Here is a 17,527-nt window from a genome sequence, read left to right on the forward strand (position 1 = left end):
ATCAGAAAACAGCGTGGGGCGCTGTTTTCCCGATGAACGCTACGAGCCGTGCCGTCGGAACACGCGGGGCACCATGTCTCGTTGCGCGCCTATGCTGATCGAATCGTCGCAGTCGTGTGCAGCGAGGTCATCGCCGAGCACAAACGCCATTTCACGCGCAATATCAGCTATTTCGAACCGTGGCACTATGTGCCGTTGCTCGATCGCAAGCCTGGCGCCCTACGGGATGGCGCACCCTTTGTCGGCTGGGAACTGCCCAAGGCGATGGAACAGATCAAGGATCACTACATGCGCGGGTGCGGCGGCGACCGGGAATACGTCGACTTGCTGCTACTGGCACTTGAGCATGGCATTGACGTGGTCGAGACGGCTTGCGACATGGCTTTGAAACAGCACACCCTGCGCTTGCCTGCGATTATCAACCTGATCAACCAGTTGCTGGAGCCGGTCATACCCCCGCTGGGCGACACTCATGCCTACCCGCAGCTGACCCTGCGGCCCGAGGCCGAGCCGCGCGCTATGAGGCGCTGTGTGTTGCCGGAGAGGTTGTGGCATGAACGCTCTCATCGACCAGCTCGCGGCCCTCAGACTGCATGGCATGGCGGCCTGCGCCCAGGACCTGCTGGCCGCCCGCACGACGCCCAGCCTGACGACCGCGTTGAAGACCTTGATCGACGCGGAAACCCGGGAACGCCGCGTGCGGTCCATTCAATATCAGATGCGCATTGCCAAATTCCCCCATCACAAGGACTTTGCCACCTTTGATTACGGCGCTGCGACCGTCACCAAAGCGCAGATCGACCCGTTCTGCTCTGGCCAGTTCAGCAAGGACGCGCACAACATCATTCTTGTTGGCGGAACCGGCACCGGCAAAACGCACATTTCCATCGCCTTGGGAACCAACCTGGTCAATCAGGGCAAGCGGGTTCGGTTCTATAACGCCGTCGATCTGATCAATGCTCTGATCGCGGAGCAGGCCGACGGAAACACCGGAAAAATCATCAAGCAGCTGAGCGCCCTCGATTGCGTGATCATCGACGAACTTGGCTATATTCCGTTTCCAAAATCCGGCGGCTCAAAGCTGTTCCATCTGATCAGCAAACTGTATGAAACGACCAGCGTCATCATCACGACCAACCTCGAGTTCGGAGAATGGGTATCCGTCTTCGGAGATGCCAAGATGACAACCGCGCTGCTCGACCGTGTCATGCACCACTGCGCTCGCCATTGTCCTCGGACCAATGGCGGACAAAGCTCGCCATCGAGACCGGCAACACATCCTATCGCTTCGCCCAGAGCAAGTCCCGCGAAAATCACTGACGCTCCGCAAGCAAAGCCCAAAAGACGAGCTCGCTATTTAGTGGCCGCTCGCCTGTGGGCTTTGCCACCTCGGGGGTGGGTCATTTTTGGATGATCACACTGGGTCACTTTTGAATGCACATTGACAGCTATGAGGAAGGCAAGGACGCGCCTGTGGGACAGGCCAACCGTCGCAACGGGACGTTCTCCAAGCGGCTGAAGGGGCAGGACGGCGAGGTGCCGATCGCCGTGCCGCGCGACCGGGACGGCAGTTTCGAGCCCGAGCTGGTGAAGAAAGGTCAGACCCGGATTGACGGGTTCGACGACAAGACCGTCGGTCTTTACGCTGCGGATCTGAAAGCTCACGATATCCGCGCCCACCTCTCAGGTCAAGGGCTGCTCAGGTTTCGGGAAGCACCATTTTCACTGTATGCGGGCGCGCAGCTTGTCGGTGCCGACCTCCATCACCAGCACGATCGCAAAGATCGTGAGGATGATCGTCGAGGCGCTGCGATACTGGAAGAGATCGAACGCGACCTTGAGTTCCTGCCCGATGCCGCCCGCGCCGACAAGCCCCAGAACCACCGAGGAGCGCACCGCCTTTTCCAGTGCGAACAGCGAGGAATTGATCAGCGACGGCATGATATCCGGCAAGATGGCTCCGATCAGGATCGAAGGCCGGTTCGCCCCGATGGCGGCCAGCGCTTCTTGTGGTTCCTTTTCGGCGTCCTCCATCGCCTCGGCAAAGAAGCGACCGCAAAAGCCGATCGTGTCGACCATGATGGTCATCGTCCCCGCCACCGCCCCAAGGCCGATGGAGGCAACGAAAAGCAGCGCCCAGACCAGATCAGGCACGGTGCGCAGAAAGGAAATGAACGCCTTGACCACGATATTGCCGCGCCCCAGCGGCGACACACCCCGTGCGGCGCACCATGCAATCGGCAGGCTGAGGGCGATGCCGAGGGCTGCGCCGACAAGGGCAATCTGAAAGGTCTCGATCATGCGCGCCGCGATGCGGGCCAGGAAATCCGGCTCTGTGTCGGGTGGCAGCATCCGGCCAATCAATCGGACCATATCGGGCAGCCCTTCGGCCAATTGTTTTGGCGAGGGCGCGACCTGACCCATGGAGGCGAGGATGATGGCCCCGAGCGCGACAATGAGGGCAAAATTCAGCGCCGAGAAGCGCCGGAACCTGTCGGGTGCCTGCACCCGGCGATCAACCATCGAACGTGTCCTTGAGATCGGCTTGCGTGACCTTCACCACCGGGCGATCAAAGAACACCTTGCCTCCCCTGAGCGCGACAATCCGATCGGCGTGGTCCATCGCATGGTCCATATCGTGAGAGGTATAAAGCAGCGTGATGCCCTGTGTGCGGCACAGATCGCTGAACAGCGCCATCACGTTATGGCCCGATACCGGATCGAGGCTGGCGGCCGGTTCATCCGCAATCAGCAGGCGAGGACGCCGCACCAGCGCGCGGGCAATGGCGACACGCTGTTGCTGTCCGCCCGAGAGGGCATCGGCGCGTTCCATTGCCTTGTGATCGAGATCAACATCGGCGAGCGCCTGCATGGCACGGTTGCGCCACTCAAGCGGGGCAAGGCTGTGAGCGAAGGCGCGCCAACTGCCCGGTTCGCCAAAGAGCCCGTGAATGACGTTCGACAGGGCCGTTCGGCGGCGCACAAGGCAGTGTTTCTGAAACACGAAACCGGTCTGCCGACGCATATGCAGCCGCTGCGCGCGCCCCGCCTCGGGGCCGACCGGATGGCCAAAGCAGGTGAGCGTGCCGCCAGAGATGGGATGCAGGCCGATCAGGCTCTTGAGCAGGGTGGATTTACCCGAGCCATTCGCGCCGATCAGGGCCACGCGCTCGCCCTCGCGGATGTCGAGATCAATGCCGTTGAGCACGGTGGTGCGGCGATCATAGGTCTTGATCAGGCCGCGTGCCTCGATCAGGGGGGCAGGATTGGCCTCGGGTGCCATTGCGTTGATCAAGGGGTCGTGTTCGAGATCGAGCAAGGCCGCTCTCCAGATTCAAAAGGCCGGGGGCGCGGCCCCCGGCAGGGATGGTCGGCGAAACCGATCAGTTGCCGACGAAGGATTTGGTATCCACGCCGATGGTGGCATACATTGAGCGGACATAGTCATACTCGCTGTCCTCAACGCTCGTCAGAAAGAAGCCGCCCTTGAACTTCTGGTTGTCCTCGCCAGTGAGGATCGCCTGCATCAGCTCGGGCGCGTGATCGACAAAGGCGGCCTTGACGGCGGCAACGGCATCGGCGTCGGCACCAGAGCGGGCGACCAGAATATCATTGGGAAGGTCGCGGCCACGGGCCACCACGGTAAAGGACACGTCCGGAAACGCCTCGCGGATACGGCCAAGATGGGTCTCGTTCATACCGACAGCCGCGACATCGCCGCGAATGAGCGCCTCGACGGCGGTATTGCGCGAAATGATCTGCGCGCGGTAATCCTTGTTATAGGCTAGGCCGTAATCGGCCAGAACCTGCGCCGGGCCAAGATGCTGCGAGGTCGAGCCGACGGCACCGAAGGTCACGATCTGACCCTTGAGATCGTGCACCGATTTGATCGGCCCGTTCGACAGGGTGACGATCTGCGCATAATAGTTCGGGCGCTGCCATGCGGTCACGATCCGGGCGTCGGTCAACTCCTTGATCACAACATATTCCGCCGGACCGGTCAGGACGAGATCAACCTTGTCCTGATTGAGCGCCTCGACGGCGGCGGTGCGGGAACTGACGGGGAAAAGTTCGATCTCCTGGCCGGTCAGTTCCTCGAGTTTCGTCTGGAACGCGCCGAATTCCTGTTGCAGGACTTCAAGCCCTTCCATGTCGGTGACGGCGAATTTCAGCGGCTCCGCAAGGCTGGGCAGGCTGCTTGCGAGCGATACCGCGGCGGCGGCGAGCAGGGAACGGATCATGGGTGTCTCCGGTGGGTTCGGGCCAAATGCGCGTTGTTGTGTATACAGGAACGTCACACAACGCATAGATAAGGGATTCGGTTGACACTTTCGTGACGCGGAGACGGATGACGACATGACGAGAAGCTGGACACTCACCGGCGGTCAGACCCTTTTGGGCGACAGGTTCGAGGCCGCGCCGCTGCATATGGCCGGGGGATGGATCACCGACGCGCCGGGGTCAGGGGCCGGGCAGTATGACGCCAGCGGGCGGTTGATCCTGCCAGGGATCGTCGATCTGCATGGCGACGGGTTCGAGGCGTTGGTGCAACCGCGTCCGGGGGTGCATTTCCCCTATGATCTTGCCTATCGCGAGGCGGATGCGCAGCTCATTTCCAGCGGCATTACAACGGCCTATCACGGTTTGACGGTCTCGTGGGAGCCGGGCCTGCGCGATATTGCGATCACGCGCGCGCTGCTTGCGGCGCTGGAGCGGGTGGCGCCGATGCTGGCCTGCGATACGCGGCTGAACATCCGCTGGGAGACATTTGCCATCGCGCATGTGGACGAGGTTCTGGGCTGGCTGGCGCGGCGGCCGGGCGATATCCTGTCGCTCAACGATCACACCAGCGCCAATCACAAGCTGGGCGCGGATAGCGCCAAGCTGGGGCGAATGGCGGTGCGGATGGGCCTTGCGCCCACTGAAGCCAAGCAGGCGATTGCGGCGGTGCTGGCGCGCGGCGATGAGGTGCCAGCGGCGATGGACCGGATCTGCGCGGGGGCCGCCGCCTTGGGGTGCCCGCTGCTGTCGCATGATGACATGACCCCAGAGGACCGGCGTGCCGGGCGTGCGCGCGGCGTCACGGTGGCCGAGTTTCCGATGTCCGCAGAGGCCGCAGCCGAGGCGCGGGCGGCGGGTGAGCCGGTGATCCTCGGCGGGCCGAACGCGCTGCGCGGCGAAAGCCACAATGGCGCGCTTTGTGCGACGAATGCGATCCGGGCGGGGCTCTGCACCGTGCTGGCCTCGGATTACTACTATCCTTCGCCGTTTCACGCGGTCTGGCGGTTGCAGGACGCCGGTATCCTGCCTTTGGCGCGGGCCTGGGCCCTGGTGTCGGCCAATCCGGCAGCGGCGGTCGGGCTGGATGACAGGGGCGCGTTGTCACCCGGCAAGCGGGCGGATGTTCTTGTGGTCGACCCCGAAACGCGCAGGATCGAGGCGGTATTTGTGCAGGGCAGGAAGGTCTTGACGCGTGGGTGACCTCACCAACCTGTCGCGCGTTGAGGCGGATCTTGCCCGTCTGGCGGGGCTGGCCTATGATCCCCGCTCCAAGCGCCCGATCTGGTTGCAGATCTATGACCGGCTGGCGCGGGCGATCGAGGGGGCCATGGTGACCCCCGGCAGCCGCCTGCCCGGTGAAGTGCGGTTGGCCGATATGTTCCGGGTCAGCCGTCTGACCATGCGCCGGGCGCTGGCGCTCTTGCAGAGCGAGGGAAAGTTGCAGGCGCGCAAGGGCGTGGGCATCTTCGTCCGCCAGACGCCGCGCGCCTTTGTGATCCGCAACGATATGCGATTTGCCGACTCGCTCATCGGCTGCGAGGCGCAGGTGACATCGCGCACCCTGCGGCTGGAGCGCGCCACGCCCAGCCCCGAGGCGGCGCGGCTCTTTGGTCTGGAGTTGGGGGATCAGGTGATCGTGCTGCACCGGATGCGCCTCCTGGACGGCGCGCCGATCTATTTCACGCGCAAGGAACTGCCCGCGCATCGCTTTCCCGATTTCGAGAGGGTCTACCGGATCGGCCAATCGGTCAACGCGGTCTACAAGGCGGCGGGCATCGCGTGGTTTCGCCGCGCCGAAACCCGCGTGAGCGGCGGATTTGCACAGCCCGACGAGGCCGAGATCCTGTGCCTCAACGACAATACGCCGGTGCAATATGTGACCGCCATAAACCGCGACCCGGACGGTGATGCGATCGAGTTCAACCGCGGCTGCTGGCCGATGACGAGTGTGGAATTCGTCTTTCAATCGTAAAATGAGGACTGATCGCGCCACACCGCGACGCCCATCTGCATGGCAGCCAGCGTAGGTCGTGTTCCAACAGTTGGTGTTGGAGGCCCTGCAAAACGTCGATCGGGTCATCTTTGCGGTGATGGTCAGTTTTTCCGATGGTTGTCATATTCCTGTAGCACTTCGTCTGTAATGATTATGGAAACGTTTCCATGCAAGCTCTTTCAATGGCTGAACAGATGGATCACAGACAAAAGATCACCATCAAGGACGTGGCGCGTGTGGCCGGCTGCGGGGTATCTACTGCCAGTCGGGTTCTGAACAACTCCGGACCCGCCAGTGCCGAGGTGCGCGAACGGGTCGAGAGGGCTGCCCGCGATCTGCGGTTTTCCTTCAGCGCCATCGGGCGGGCGCTGCAAGGCGGGCGCAGCATGACCATCGGCTGTCTCGTGCCGTCACTCGCCAACCCGGTTTTCGCCGAAGCGGTGCAAGGCGCGCAAGAGGCACTGTCGGGTACCGGCTACCAGCTTTTGATCGCAAGCTCGAACTATGACGGCGCGGCCGATAACGAGGCGATCGAGACGCTTCTTGCAAAAGAGGTGGATGGCCTGATCGTGACCATGATCGCCCCCGAGCGCAGCGCGGCACTGAAAGAGGCGCGCCGGCGGCGCGTCCCCGTGTCGTTGATGTTTCACGACCCCATTGACGGGTTTCCGACCGCTTATGTCGACAATTTCGAGGCGGCGCGCGAAGTCGCACGGCGCTTCGCCGATCTGGGTCACAGGCATACGGCCTTTCTTGCACTCCGGTTTGCCACTTCGGACCGGTCGCGCAACCGCTATGCCGGGTTTCATGCCGAATGCCGAGCGCGTGGCCTTCCCGACCCCGCGCTGATCGAACTGGGCGAGGCCGAGGCCAACAAGCCGGAGATCCTAGCCGAAATCCTTGCCGGCTTCGACGGGCTGACCGCGATCTTTGCGTCCAACGATTTTCTCGCCATCTCGGTTCAGAAGGCCGCGCACCTCATGGGCAAGCGCGTGCCGCGCGACCTGTCGGTCGTGGGGTTCGACGGGATCGGGATCGGCCGCCTGCTGGATGTGCCGCTCGCCACCATCGAGACCGCGCCCGAGACGATGGGCCGTCAGGCCGCGACGACGCTTCTCGACCTCATGCAGGGGAAGGCCGCCATTCAGGCCCCGCCGCTGCGCTTCACTTTTCGTGCGGGCGGCACGCTCGGCTGCGCCCGGATGGAAAGCCGTGACGACGACCAGGTTGCCCCCTGGCCGCCGTCCGTTCACTCGCTCAAGACCGATCTCAAACAAGGATGAACCCATGAAACATACTGTTCTGCCGTTGCTTTTTGCAACCGTGATCGCGGCACCCGCGCTGGCGGAGGATGCCATCTGCTACAATTGCCCGCCGCAATGGGCCGACTGGGCCTCGATGCTCAAGGCCATCGACGAAAAGCTCGACATCCAGATGCCGCATGACAACAAGAATTCGGGCCAGACGCTGAGCCAGCTTCTGGCCGAGCGCGCAAGCCCCGTGGCGGACGTGGCCTATTACGGCGTCACCACCGGCATCAAGGCGGGCAATGAGGGTGTGGTTGAACCTTACAAACCCGCAGGCTTTGACGATATCCCCGAGGGGTTGAAAGACCCGGAGGGCAAATGGTTTGCCATCCATTACGGAACGCTGGGCCTGTTCGTGAACGTCGATGCCCTGGCTGGCGCACCGGTGCCGCAATGCTGGGCCGACCTGACCAAGCCCGAGTATCGCGGCATGGTGGGCTATCTTGATCCCTCGTCGGCCTTTGTCGGCTATGCCGGTGCCGTGGCGGTGAACATGGCCAATGGCGGCGATCTGGGCAATTTCGATCCGGCGATCGCGTATTTCAATGCGCTGGCCGAGAATGATCCGATCGTGCCCAAGCAGACGTCCTATGCGCGGGTCGTGTCGGGCGAGATTCCGATCCTCTTCGATTACGATTTCAACGCCTATCGCGGCAAATACGAAGAGGACGGCAATTTCGAATTCGTCCTGCCCTGCGAAGGCTCGGTGCGCGTTCCTTACGTCATGAGCCTTGTCGCCGGGGCCCCGAACCCCGACGCAGGCAAGCAGGTGCTGGATTTCATCCTGTCGGATGAGGGACAGGCAATCTGGACCAATGCCTATCTTCAGCCCGCCCGCCCCGTGGAGCTACCCGCCGAGGTGGCTGCGAAGTTCCTGCCCGCCGCCGACTACGCGCGCGCGGCGGCGGTGGATTATGCCGAGATGGAGCGTGCCCAGGCCGGGTTTGGCGAGCGTTACCTGAACGAGGTCAAGTAACGATCGCGCGTGTCAATCCGGGCGGGGCTCTGTGCTCTGCCCGGTATCCGCCCGTATCGGAGCCGCCATATGCCTCAACGTTACTTCACCCTGCTCTGCCTGATTCCGCTGGTGATTTTCACGCTTGCCTTTCTGGCGATCCCGCTTGGGCGGCTGATCCTCGCCTCGGGCGAGGGCGAGGCGGGCTGGGCGATCTATCTGCAAATCCTGCAGACGCCGCGCTATCTGTCGACGCTGGGGCAGACAGTTGTCGTGTCGCTGGCCGTCACCGCGGCGGCGCTGGCGGTTTCCACGACGGCCGGTCTCTTTCTGGTGCGCAACCGGTTCCGGGGGCGCAACGTGCTTTTGTCGATCCTCACGCTGCCGCTGGCCTTTCCCGGTGTTGTCGTGGGCTTCATGATCATCCTCCTGGGCGGGCGACAGGGCCTTGTAAACCAGATTCTGCCCGGACATTGGGTGTTTGCCTATTCGGTGACCGGGTTGTTTCTGGGCTATCTCTATTTCTCGATCCCGCGCGTGTTGCTGACGGTCATGGCCGCCGCGGAAAAGATCGACCCGGCGTTGGAAGAGGCCGCGCAGACCCTGGGCGCGCCGCCCTATCGCATCGTCATCGACGTGCTGCTGCCTGCGCTTGCGCCCGCGTTGATCGCGGCGGGGGCCATTGCCTTTGCCACTGCGATGGGGGCCTTCGGCACCGCCTTCACGCTCGCCACCAATATCGATGTGCTGCCGATGGTAATCTACACCGAATTCACCCTGTCGGCGAATATCGCCATGGCCGCAGCGCTGTCGGTGATGCTGGGGCTGGTGACCTGGGCGATGCTCTTGATCGCGCGCAGCCTCTCGGGGACAACCGTTGCGGCGGGGGGATGAGGCGATGAAATCCGTGACCAGAACGCTTCCGTTGATTGTCACTCTGCTGGCCTGTGCGTTCCTGCTGATACCAATTATTCAGTCGATTCTGGCCGGGCTGACGGTGAATTATTTTCGCGGTCTCTCGTCCGGCCTGACGCTGAAATGGATCGGCGAGGTCTGGACGCTTTATTCCGGCAGTATTTTCCTGTCGATCCGGCTGGCGCTGGCCTGTCTGATCGTCACGCTGATCCTCGGCGTGCCTGCGGCCTATGCTTTGGCGCGCAATCCGGGGCGGGCCTCGCGCATCCTCGAGGAATTCATCTCGTTGCCGCTGGCCGTTCCGGGGCTTGCGCTGGCACTGGCGCTCTTGCAGCTTTACGGCTCCTACAAGGGCTTTCGCACAAGCTGGAGCTTCATCCTCGTCGGTCACGTCCTTTACACGATGCCCTTCATGGTGCGGTCGGTGCTGTCGGTTCTGGCCGCCATCGACCTCAAGACGCTGGAGGAAGGTGCCGCCTCGCTGGGGGCGGGATCGGCGCGGCGATTCATCGACATCGTCGTGCCCAATGCCTTGCCGGGCATTCTTGCCGGGGCGCTGACCGTCGTCACGCTGTCGATCGGCGAATTCAACCTGACCTGGATGCTGCACACGCCCTATCTGAAAACGCTGCCCGTGGGCCTTGCCGACAGCTATGCCTCGATGCGGCTCGAGGTCGCGTCGGCCTATACGCTGGTTTTCTTCGTCATGATCGTGCCGCTTCTGATGGCCATGCAATGGGCCAGCGCGCGGGCGCAGAGGATCACCCGATGACACTGACACTCAGCAATATCGCCAAGACATTTCCCGACGGCACGAGGGCGCTGCTGCCAACCGATCTCGAGATCGGCCAGGGCGAGATCGTCTCGCTCCTGGGGCCCTCGGGCTGCGGCAAGTCCACGCTTCTGCGTATCATCGCCGGGCTTGAGACACCCGATGCAGGGGCAAGCGTGATGTTCGAGGGCGAGGATGTGACCCGTCAATCGGTCGAGACCCGCAGGATCGGCATGGTGTTCCAGTCCTATGCGCTCTTTCCCAACATGTCGGTGCGCGGCAATATCGGCTACGGGCTCAAGATGCAGAAACTGGGTCGGGCGGAAATCGACGCGCGGGTGAACGAGGTGATCGCGCTGTGTCGTCTGGACGCGCAGGCGGATCGCGCGATCACCGCCTTGTCGGGCGGTCAACGGCAGCGCGTGGCGCTGGCCCGCGCGGTGGCTCCCCGCCCGCGCGTGTTGCTGCTGGACGAGCCGCTTTCCGCGCTCGATGCCGCCTTGCGCGCCGAGTTACGCGACGAGTTGGCGCTGCTCCTGCGTGAATTCGGGATCACCGCGATCTTCGTGACACACGACCAGACCGAGGCGATGGCCATCGCTGACCGTGTCGCCGTGATGCGCCAGGGCGAGGTGGCCCAGATCGGCACGCCCGAGGCGCTCTATCGCAATCCCGCGACCGGTTTCATCGCCCGTTTCATCGGCGACGCGATGCCGCTCGAGGGGCGGATCGAGGCGGACCGTCTCTATATGCCGGGTGGGGTTCTGGACCTGCCGAAATCCGCCGAGGGGCACGAGGTTCTGGTTCGGCCCGAGGATATCCGGCTTGATCCGGACGGGCCCGTCGCCGCACGGGTCGAGGCCGTGACGTTTCTTGGCACGCATTACCGTCTCGCGCTGGCGGGCGCCACCCAAGGGGTGATCTTCGCTCTGCACACGGGCCTCAGCGCGCCCCGACCGGGCGACGATCTGCGCCTCTCCATCGCGTCTGAGGCGCTTTTGATCCTGCCCCGCGAAAGGACTGCCTGATGACCGGTTTCATCCAGCTCACCGACCCCCATATCGTCGCTCCCGGCGCGCTGGTCTGCGGGCGCTCCGACACGGCCGAGGCCCTGCGCCGCGCCATCGCGACGATCAACGCCAGGCTACCCCTGCTGGCGGGGATTGACCGCGTCATCGTCACCGGCGACCTCACCGATCATGGCACGCCCGAGGAATACGTCCATTTCGCCGCCATCATGGCCGATCTGGAATTGCCCTGGCAGGCCATCCCCGGCAATCATGACCGGCGCGAGACGATGCGCGCGGCCTTCGTCGAGGAGAGCTGGATGCCGCAAGACGGGCCAATTCACTGGGCGCGCGATTTCGGGCCGTTTTCCGTGGTAGCCCTCGATACCTTGCTGGACGGCGCGCATCACGGCGCGCTGTCCGAAGCGGGGTTCACCTTTCTCGACCACGCGCTCGGCGCAATTGGCGATCAGCCGGTGATCGTCGCTACCCATCATCCGTGGATGCAGACGGGCATTCCCGCGATGGATGCCGACAATCTGCGCAATGGCGCGGCGCTGATGGCGCGGCTGGAGGTGCATCCCGGCCCGGTGCGTATGATCTCGGGCCATGTCCATCGGGCGATCACCGCCCAGATCGACCGCATCACCTGCCAGATCGCGCCCGCGCCCGGCCACGCGGTCCTCACCGATCACAGACCTGGACTTGAGCCGCAACTGGTGCTGGAACCCGGTGCCATCACGATCCATCACTGGATCACGCCACCCGGCCCCGGTCTGGTGTCCGACGTGATCCCCATCGGCGTCTTTCCGGGGCCTTGGCCTTTTGCAGACATTACCGAGTTGTCGGGCGACGGTTGCGCGGGCTAAAGGTCAACGGCATTGCCAAGTTGTTTGCGGCTTCTGCGGCTGGTACCGGTTGAGCTACGCAGATACCGTCATCAATGCCGCGCCTGAAGGGCTTTCGTTTTCCCCGCGGGATCGTCGCCTATGCGGTCTGGGCCTGTCATCGCTTTGCACTCAGCACGGCGGATGTTGAGGATCTCCTGGCGGAGCGTGGTGTCATCGTCAGCCGCGAAGCCATCCGCCTCTGGGTCAACCGATCTGGCGCGCATTTTGCGGGCCCTATCCGCCGGGATCGGCCGCGTCCGAACGACAAGGGACGCCTGGACGAGGTCGTGATCCCGATGGGCGGCGTGAAGCACTGGCTATGGCGGGCCGTCGATGGTGAGGAGGGTCCGGATTCAATCCGGGAGATCAAATCCCCGACGAACGGTGACACGCTCGACATCCTGGTTCAGACACGGCGCAATGCCAAAGCCGCCAAGCGGTTTCTGATGAGGTTAATCGCTCTATTTGGCCTGCCAAGGGCAGTCACAGACCGACGCGGGCGACGAGAAAAATCATGGGGCGGTTCAAGTCCCCCAGACAGGCACAGCGCTTCCTTGCCGCGCATGACCAGATCAACACGACATTCAAACCCCGCCGCTATTGCCTCACCGCTACATCCGCCATGCCCGGGCAGACGCATTCGATCTGTGGACGAACTATGCTCTCCAGATGAAGCCATGACTTGGCAAACGCGGGGCATCGCAGCATCAACCAAGCAACTTGGCAATGCCGTTCGAGGTGATCCGCGTGGCTGCGCATGATGCGCTGCGTCCGGTCGTGACGCGCCACGGCGAAAAGCGTCTGGTGAAACATCTCGTCAAGCTCTTGGAACGTCTGGATGTCCTCGGGCTGAGTTGCGATGCCGACCTGAAAAGACAGGATGCTGTGCAATCGCGCCAGATCTTCGCGGGCCGCGTGTTCGGCAAGCTTGCGCACAACTTCGGTTTCCAGTGCAATGCGCATGAATTGCGCCTCGCGGATAGCGTCGGTGTCTATGGGCGTGACCAGCGTGCGTGGCTGCGGATAGATCCGCACAAGTCCTTCCTTGGCCAGTTACTGCAAGGCGTCGCGCAAGGGTGTCAGGCTGGCATAGACGCCCGCCCCGTCGGCCCGCCTTCGAACAGGGCGGTACCGGTCTCCAGCCCAAGAAAACCGGCCGAGATCGCCTTGCGCAGTTCTGGGCTTGGCCTATCGGAATCATTCATTGCGAGCGGTCTTCATTCCTGTTAGATCTAATATATCAGTTATTGCACCCATACACGAGCCTTTTCCACTGGAAAGAAAGCGAGCCCAAATGGACAGTCTGACCATGCAGACCAATGCGCACGCACGTATAATGTTACTGGCACCCGGCGACAATATCGTCGTGACAACCGGGGCGGTCGCGAAGGGCGCGCCGGTCGGGTCCGACGGCATCACGGCGAACCATGACACGCCACAGGGCCACAAGATCGCTATCCGCCCCATCCAGTCCGGCGCGCCGATCCTGAAATTCGATACGGTCATCGGTTACGCCGCACATGACATCGCGCCGGGTGACTGGCTTCACAGCCACAATATTCTCTTTGACGCGGTGGACAAGGACTACGCCTTTGCCCGCGATTACGTGGAAACGGAAATCCTGCCGCCGGACCAGCGTGCGCAATTCATGGGCATCCGTCGCGCGAACGGCCGTGTCGGAACCCGCAACTACATCGGGCTGTTTGTCACCGTAAACTGCTCGGCCACCGTGGCGCGCAAGATCGGCAATTACTTCGACGAAGGGCGGATGCAAGTCTGGTCCAATGTCGATGGCGTAATCCCGTTCATCCACGAACAGGGCTGTGGCATGGAGATGACCGGAGAACCGATGGACCTGCTGCGTCGCACGCTGGCAGGATATATTCGGCACCCCAACATGGCGGGCGCTGTTGTCCTGTCGCTGGGATGCGAACGCAACAATCTCGCGGAATTCTTTGAAGAACAGGGGCTGGCCGAAGGTAAACTCCTACGAACCATCACCATGCAGCACGTGGGCGGCACCGCGCGAGCCATCGCCGATGGCAAGGCTGCCATCCTGGAGATGCTTGAGGAGGCAAACCAGGTCAGCAGAGTGCCCTGTTCGGCAGAACACATTACGGTTGGTATGCAGTGCGGCGGCTCGGACGGGCTTTCTGGTCTGTCGGCCAATCCCGGCCTTGGCGCTGCCGCTGACATATTGGTACGCAATGGCGGCACGGCAATCCTCTCCGAGACGCCCGAGATCTTTGGGGTTGAACATCTGCTCACCCGACGGGCGCGCACGCGCGAGGTCGGTGAAAAGCTGGTGGAACGGATGGACTGGTGGCTGGATCATACCAAGGGTCGCGACACGCAGATCAACGGTGTCGTCAGTCCCGGCAATCAGGCGGGTGGCCTTGCCAACGTGCTGGAAAAATCGCTGGGCGGCGCCAAGAAAAGCGGCAGCACGGGATTGATGGAGGTCTATCGCTACGCCGAACCGGTCACCCAGAAGGGGCTGGTGTTCATGGACACGCCCGGCTTTGATCCGGTGTCGGCGACGGGCCAGATCGCCGGAGGTGCGAACCTGATCTGTTTTACCACCGGACGTGGGTCTTGCTTTGGCTCCTACCCCGCGCCGACGATCAAACTGGCATCGAATACGCCGATGTTCGACAGAATGACCGACGACATGGACATCAACTGTGGCACCGTGATTGATGGTGACCAAAGCATCGAGGAACTGGGCCAGACCATCTTCGAGCAGATCCTGTCTGTCGCGTCCGGCACGCAAAGCAAATCCGAAGCGCTGGGGGTGGGCGAGGAAGAATTCGCGCCATGGCCCATCGGCGTGACCGGCTGACACCAAGGAGCCCCGAGATGATCCCGAATTACGTCAAGCTTGTGGAAAACACACCGCTGCCCCGCATAGCGCTGTGCCGCCAGACCTTCGCCGCCGCCCGCGCGGGCGACCCTGCTGCCGCCGTAGCCACCGCGATGAACGTGTCCTGTGTGGAAAAGATCAAGCCCGGTATGTCCATCGCAATCACGGCAGGCAGCCGGGGTCTTGCAGATCTTCCCGAATTGCTGGCCGCCATCGTGGCACAGGTGCGCGACCGCGGCGCGCATCCCTTCGTGGTGCCCGCCATGGGCAGCCACGGCGGCGCAACGGCGGAAGGGCAAACTGCCCTTCTGGCCAAGCTTGGCATCACGGAACAAACAGTGGGTTGCGAGATACGCTCCAGCATGGAAACCGACGAGATCGGCACGCTCGAAAACGGTATGTCGGTGCGCATGGACCGCCACGCCAATGCCGCCGATGGGATTATCCTGTTCAACCGCGTCAAACCGCACACATCCTTCCGCGCGCCCAACGAATCCGGGCTGGCGAAGATGCTGTCGATCGGGCTGGGAAAGCAGTCGGGCGCAGAGATGTGCCATTCGCGCGGGATCGACAACGTCGGCATTTTCGTGGGTCAGATGGCGCGGATGAAGCTGGCACGATGCAAGGTTCTGTTCGGTATCGCCACGCTTGAGAACGCCTATGATGAACTCGCCCGTGTCGTCGTGCTTGACAGCGACGGGATGCTGGAGGCCGAAGAACCGCTGTTGCAGGAGGCGATGCGCAACATGCCGCGTCTGCCGGTAGGTCCGATCGAAGCGCCCACCGCGTCAGGGCAGCTTGACGTGCTGGTTGTCGACGAGATCGGCAAGGAATTTTCCGGCACCGGGATGGACCCCAACATCACCCATCGCTTCACTAGCCCAAAGATGCAGGTGCATCTGCACATTGCGCGTCTTGCGGCGCTTGGTCTGTCGGCACGCAGCAACGGCAACGGCAACGGCGCCGCCCGGGCTGATGTGGTGACCGCTCGGCTCGAAGCTGACTTTGACCGCGAGGCGGTCTATGCCAACGCGCTGACCTCGCAGGTTGTGATGCAAGCCAAGATACCGATGGTGATGCCCTGCGACCAAACCGCGATCAAGACCGTGATCAAGACATGCGGCGCTGCCGATATCGCACAGGTGCGCCTACTGCGGATCCCCAACACGCTGCAACTGGAATATCTCTATGCGTCCGAGGCAATGCTGCCCGAATTGCGCGAGAGAGAGGGATTGACCGTCGTCGGCGACCTACAGGAGATGACGTTCTCGCAGGGGCGGCTGACGAACCCCTGGCCGGACGCGCAAGTATGACCGCGCAGGGCATGCACATCCACATTGACCCGGTGGGCGGGGCGGCCGGCGATATGTTCATCGCCGCAATGCTGCACGCGCGTCCGGAGCTTGTGGCACGCGTATTGGGCGACGTGGCCGCTGTGCTGCCAGCCGACGTGGGACGTGCGCGGCTTTCGGAACATATGGCGTCGGGTATCAGCGCACGGCGGTTCCAGCTGGACCTTGCCGCAGGGGGCAGCGCCACCCGCCAAGGCCTGGATACGACCCATGCTGCCATGCGCAAGACGCTGCAGGCCGCGGATCTGTCACCTGGAACAGCCGAGGCCGCCTGTGCCATCCTTTATCGCCTCGCGCAGGCCGAAGCGCAGGTCCACAACATCCCGATCGACCGGGTTCACTTTCACGAAATCGCGGATTGGGACTCGCTGATGGATGTGACGGCGGCGGGCAGCATCTGTGCCGCACTCGATGGGGCGACCTACAGTCTGGGGGCACTTCCTCTAGGGGGTGGGCTGGTCGATACAGCACACGGCAAGCTACCGATACCAGCCCCCGCGACTGCGTTGATCCTCGAAGGGTATGACTGGCACGACGATGGCATCCCGGGCGAACGGGTGACCCCGACGGGGGCCGCGATCCTGGCACATGTGACCCAGGGTTCGCATGGTCAGCGTCCACCGGGCCGGTTGACCTGCACCGGCTCGGGGGCAGGCACGCGCGAGATGACGGGCGTGCCTAACATCCTGCGTGTCAGCCTCTTCATGCGCAACGATACCCGCATGACACAAGACAGCCTGATCCAGCTAGCCTGCGACATTGACGATATGACGGGGGAAGAAACCGGCGCGGCAATCGATCTGCTGCGCGCCGATGAGGGGGTGGTCGATCTGATAGTGCTTCAAGCCCAGGGCAAGAAGTCGCGGCCCGTCACACGACTTGAGCTTCTGGTGCACCCCGACCATGCAGACGCGCTGGCCGCGCGGATATTTGATCTGACCAGCACCCTTGGGGTTCGCCGGTCGGTCATTGACCGGATCGTCCTGCAGCGCACCGAAGAAACCGGTCCGCAGGGCATGCGCCGCAAACGCGCGCATCGCCCCGCCGGGCACGAAACACTCAAGGTTGAAAGCGACGATCTGGACGGCGCGCCGACACTGGCCGCCCGCCGGCACCGCGCGGCGCAGGCCGAAAGCGACGATATGTTCCGCCCAGACCTGTGATACGGGTGTTTTATAACGGATGCACGTGA

General features: G+C 62.9%; 15 protein-coding genes and 4 pseudogenes. 14 read left to right on the forward strand and 5 right to left on the reverse strand.

Features of this window, described 5'->3' with window-relative positions; genetic code table 11:
* Positions 1-330: 330 nt before the first annotated feature.
* Positions 331-474: a hypothetical protein gene (locus ABIE58_RS11800; RefSeq protein ID WP_354544927.1), complete on the reverse strand. Its 144-nt coding sequence runs from the start codon at positions 472-474 to the stop codon at positions 331-333.
* A 79-nt stretch (positions 475-553) separates the two neighbouring features.
* On the opposite strand from ABIE58_RS11800, the pseudogene istB reads away from it, so the two are divergent.
* Together istB and ABIE58_RS11810 are read left to right on the forward strand one after the other, a co-directional pair.
* A pseudogene (gene istB, locus ABIE58_RS11805) lies at positions 554-1,320 on the forward strand (IS21-like element helper ATPase IstB).
* A gap of 129 nt (positions 1,321-1,449) precedes the next feature.
* A pseudogene (locus ABIE58_RS11810) lies at positions 1,450-1,683 on the forward strand (transposase); the annotation flags it as partial.
* Positions 1,684-1,722: 39 nt separating this feature from the next.
* On the opposite strand, the gene phnE reads toward ABIE58_RS11810, so the two are convergent.
* The 3 genes from phnE to ABIE58_RS11825 form a co-directional block, all read right to left on the reverse strand.
* Complete coding sequence (gene phnE / locus ABIE58_RS11815) at positions 1,723-2,523, reverse strand: phosphonate ABC transporter, permease protein PhnE (RefSeq protein ID WP_354544928.1); 801 nt, start codon at positions 2,521-2,523, stop codon at positions 1,723-1,725.
* The gene (locus tag ABIE58_RS11820; protein ID WP_354544929.1) at positions 2,516-3,319 is read right to left on the reverse strand and encodes a phosphonate ABC transporter ATP-binding protein; all 804 of its coding nucleotides are present in this window, start codon (positions 3,317-3,319) and stop codon (positions 2,516-2,518) included. Before ABIE58_RS11820 ends, phnE begins: the two co-directional genes overlap by 8 nt.
* A gap of 64 nt (positions 3,320-3,383) precedes the next feature.
* Positions 3,384-4,241, reverse strand: coding sequence for a PhnD/SsuA/transferrin family substrate-binding protein (locus ABIE58_RS11825; protein WP_354544930.1), 858 nt, complete (start codon positions 4,239-4,241; stop codon positions 3,384-3,386).
* Between the two features lie 115 nt (positions 4,242-4,356).
* Between ABIE58_RS11825 and ABIE58_RS11830 the strand changes: the two genes are divergently transcribed.
* The 9 genes and pseudogenes from ABIE58_RS11830 (at position 4,357) to ABIE58_RS11870 (ending at position 12,801) form a co-directional block, all read left to right on the forward strand.
* Positions 4,357-5,481 (forward strand): alpha-D-ribose 1-methylphosphonate 5-triphosphate diphosphatase, encoded by a 1,125-nt coding sequence (locus ABIE58_RS11830; RefSeq protein ID WP_354544931.1) that lies wholly within the window; start codon positions 4,357-4,359, stop codon positions 5,479-5,481.
* Complete coding sequence (locus tag ABIE58_RS11835) at positions 5,474-6,253, forward strand: GntR family transcriptional regulator (RefSeq protein ID WP_354544932.1); 780 nt, start codon at positions 5,474-5,476, stop codon at positions 6,251-6,253. Before ABIE58_RS11830 ends, ABIE58_RS11835 begins: the two co-directional genes overlap by 8 nt.
* A gap of 203 nt (positions 6,254-6,456) precedes the next feature.
* The gene (locus ABIE58_RS11840) at positions 6,457-7,557 is read left to right on the forward strand and encodes a LacI family DNA-binding transcriptional regulator (protein ID WP_354544933.1); all 1,101 of its coding nucleotides are present in this window, start codon (positions 6,457-6,459) and stop codon (positions 7,555-7,557) included.
* 4 nt (positions 7,558-7,561) lie between these two features.
* Positions 7,562-8,557 carry an ABC transporter substrate-binding protein gene (locus ABIE58_RS11845; protein ID WP_354544934.1) on the forward strand — a complete coding sequence of 332 codons (996 nt, stop codon included), beginning with the start codon at positions 7,562-7,564 and terminating at the stop codon, positions 8,555-8,557.
* A gap of 69 nt (positions 8,558-8,626) precedes the next feature.
* The gene (locus ABIE58_RS11850; RefSeq protein ID WP_354544935.1) at positions 8,627-9,430 is read left to right on the forward strand and encodes an ABC transporter permease; all 804 of its coding nucleotides are present in this window, start codon (positions 8,627-8,629) and stop codon (positions 9,428-9,430) included.
* A 4-nt stretch (positions 9,431-9,434) separates the two neighbouring features.
* A complete protein-coding gene (locus ABIE58_RS11855) occupies positions 9,435-10,223 on the forward strand; it encodes an ABC transporter permease (RefSeq protein WP_354544936.1) in 789 nt (262 codons plus the stop codon).
* A complete protein-coding gene (locus tag ABIE58_RS11860; protein WP_354544937.1) occupies positions 10,220-11,251 on the forward strand; it encodes an ABC transporter ATP-binding protein in 1,032 nt (343 codons plus the stop codon). Before ABIE58_RS11855 ends, ABIE58_RS11860 begins: the two co-directional genes overlap by 4 nt.
* Positions 11,251-12,099, forward strand: a complete 849-nt coding sequence (locus ABIE58_RS11865) for a phosphodiesterase (RefSeq protein ID WP_354544938.1) — start codon at positions 11,251-11,253, stop codon at positions 12,097-12,099. The genes ABIE58_RS11860 and ABIE58_RS11865 overlap by 1 nt, the downstream gene beginning before the upstream one ends.
* A gap of 74 nt (positions 12,100-12,173) precedes the next feature.
* Positions 12,174-12,801 (forward strand): annotated as a pseudogene (locus ABIE58_RS11870) (IS6 family transposase).
* 45 nt (positions 12,802-12,846) lie between these two features.
* Here ABIE58_RS11870 and ABIE58_RS11875 read toward each other — a convergent pair.
* Positions 12,847-13,083: pseudogene (locus ABIE58_RS11875) on the reverse strand (FCD domain-containing protein); the annotation flags it as partial.
* A 220-nt stretch (positions 13,084-13,303) separates the two neighbouring features.
* Here ABIE58_RS11875 and ABIE58_RS11880 point away from each other — a divergent pair.
* Genes ABIE58_RS11880 through larC form a run of 3 tightly spaced genes read left to right on the forward strand, consistent with a single transcriptional unit; the run spans position 13,304 to position 17,498 of the window.
* Positions 13,304-14,962, forward strand: a complete 1,659-nt coding sequence (locus ABIE58_RS11880) for a UxaA family hydrolase (RefSeq protein ID WP_354544939.1) — start codon at positions 13,304-13,306, stop codon at positions 14,960-14,962.
* Between the two features lie 17 nt (positions 14,963-14,979).
* Positions 14,980-16,296, forward strand: a complete 1,317-nt coding sequence (locus ABIE58_RS11885; RefSeq protein WP_354544940.1) for a nickel pincer cofactor-dependent isomerase, group 22 — start codon at positions 14,980-14,982, stop codon at positions 16,294-16,296.
* On the forward strand, positions 16,293-17,498 hold the full coding sequence (gene larC, locus ABIE58_RS11890) for a nickel pincer cofactor biosynthesis protein LarC (protein WP_354544941.1): 1,206 nt from the start codon (positions 16,293-16,295) through the stop codon (positions 17,496-17,498). Before ABIE58_RS11885 ends, larC begins: the two co-directional genes overlap by 4 nt.
* Positions 17,499-17,527 lie beyond the last annotated feature (29 nt).

This window comes from Roseovarius sp. MBR-78 (genome assembly GCF_040547535.1).
Classification (GTDB): Bacteria; Pseudomonadota; Alphaproteobacteria; order Rhodobacterales; family Rhodobacteraceae; genus Roseovarius.

Excerpts from the sequence above, each read along its gene's own strand:
- ABIE58_RS11800 (WP_354544927.1), bottom strand. The coding sequence starts at position 474 with ATGAGTGTCGCCCAGCGGGGGTATGACCGGCTCCAGCAACTGGTTGAT.
- phnE (WP_354544928.1), bottom strand. The coding sequence starts at position 2,523 with ATGGTTGATCGCCGGGTGCAGGCACCCGACAGGTTCCGGCGCTTCTCG.
- ABIE58_RS11825 (WP_354544930.1), bottom strand. The coding sequence starts at position 4,241 with ATGATCCGTTCCCTGCTCGCCGCCGCCGCGGTATCGCTCGCAAGCAGC.
- ABIE58_RS11830 (WP_354544931.1), top strand. The coding sequence starts at position 4,357 with ATGACGAGAAGCTGGACACTCACCGGCGGTCAGACCCTTTTGGGCGAC.
- ABIE58_RS11840 (WP_354544933.1), top strand. The coding sequence starts at position 6,457 with ATGGCTGAACAGATGGATCACAGACAAAAGATCACCATCAAGGACGTG.
- ABIE58_RS11845 (WP_354544934.1), top strand. The coding sequence starts at position 7,562 with ATGAAACATACTGTTCTGCCGTTGCTTTTTGCAACCGTGATCGCGGCA.
- ABIE58_RS11850 (WP_354544935.1), top strand. The coding sequence starts at position 8,627 with ATGCCTCAACGTTACTTCACCCTGCTCTGCCTGATTCCGCTGGTGATT.
- ABIE58_RS11855 (WP_354544936.1), top strand. The coding sequence starts at position 9,435 with ATGAAATCCGTGACCAGAACGCTTCCGTTGATTGTCACTCTGCTGGCC.
- ABIE58_RS11860 (WP_354544937.1), top strand. The coding sequence starts at position 10,220 with ATGACACTGACACTCAGCAATATCGCCAAGACATTTCCCGACGGCACG.
- ABIE58_RS11865 (WP_354544938.1), top strand. The coding sequence starts at position 11,251 with ATGACCGGTTTCATCCAGCTCACCGACCCCCATATCGTCGCTCCCGGC.
- ABIE58_RS11885 (WP_354544940.1), top strand. The coding sequence starts at position 14,980 with ATGATCCCGAATTACGTCAAGCTTGTGGAAAACACACCGCTGCCCCGC.
- larC (WP_354544941.1), top strand. The coding sequence starts at position 16,293 with ATGACCGCGCAGGGCATGCACATCCACATTGACCCGGTGGGCGGGGCG.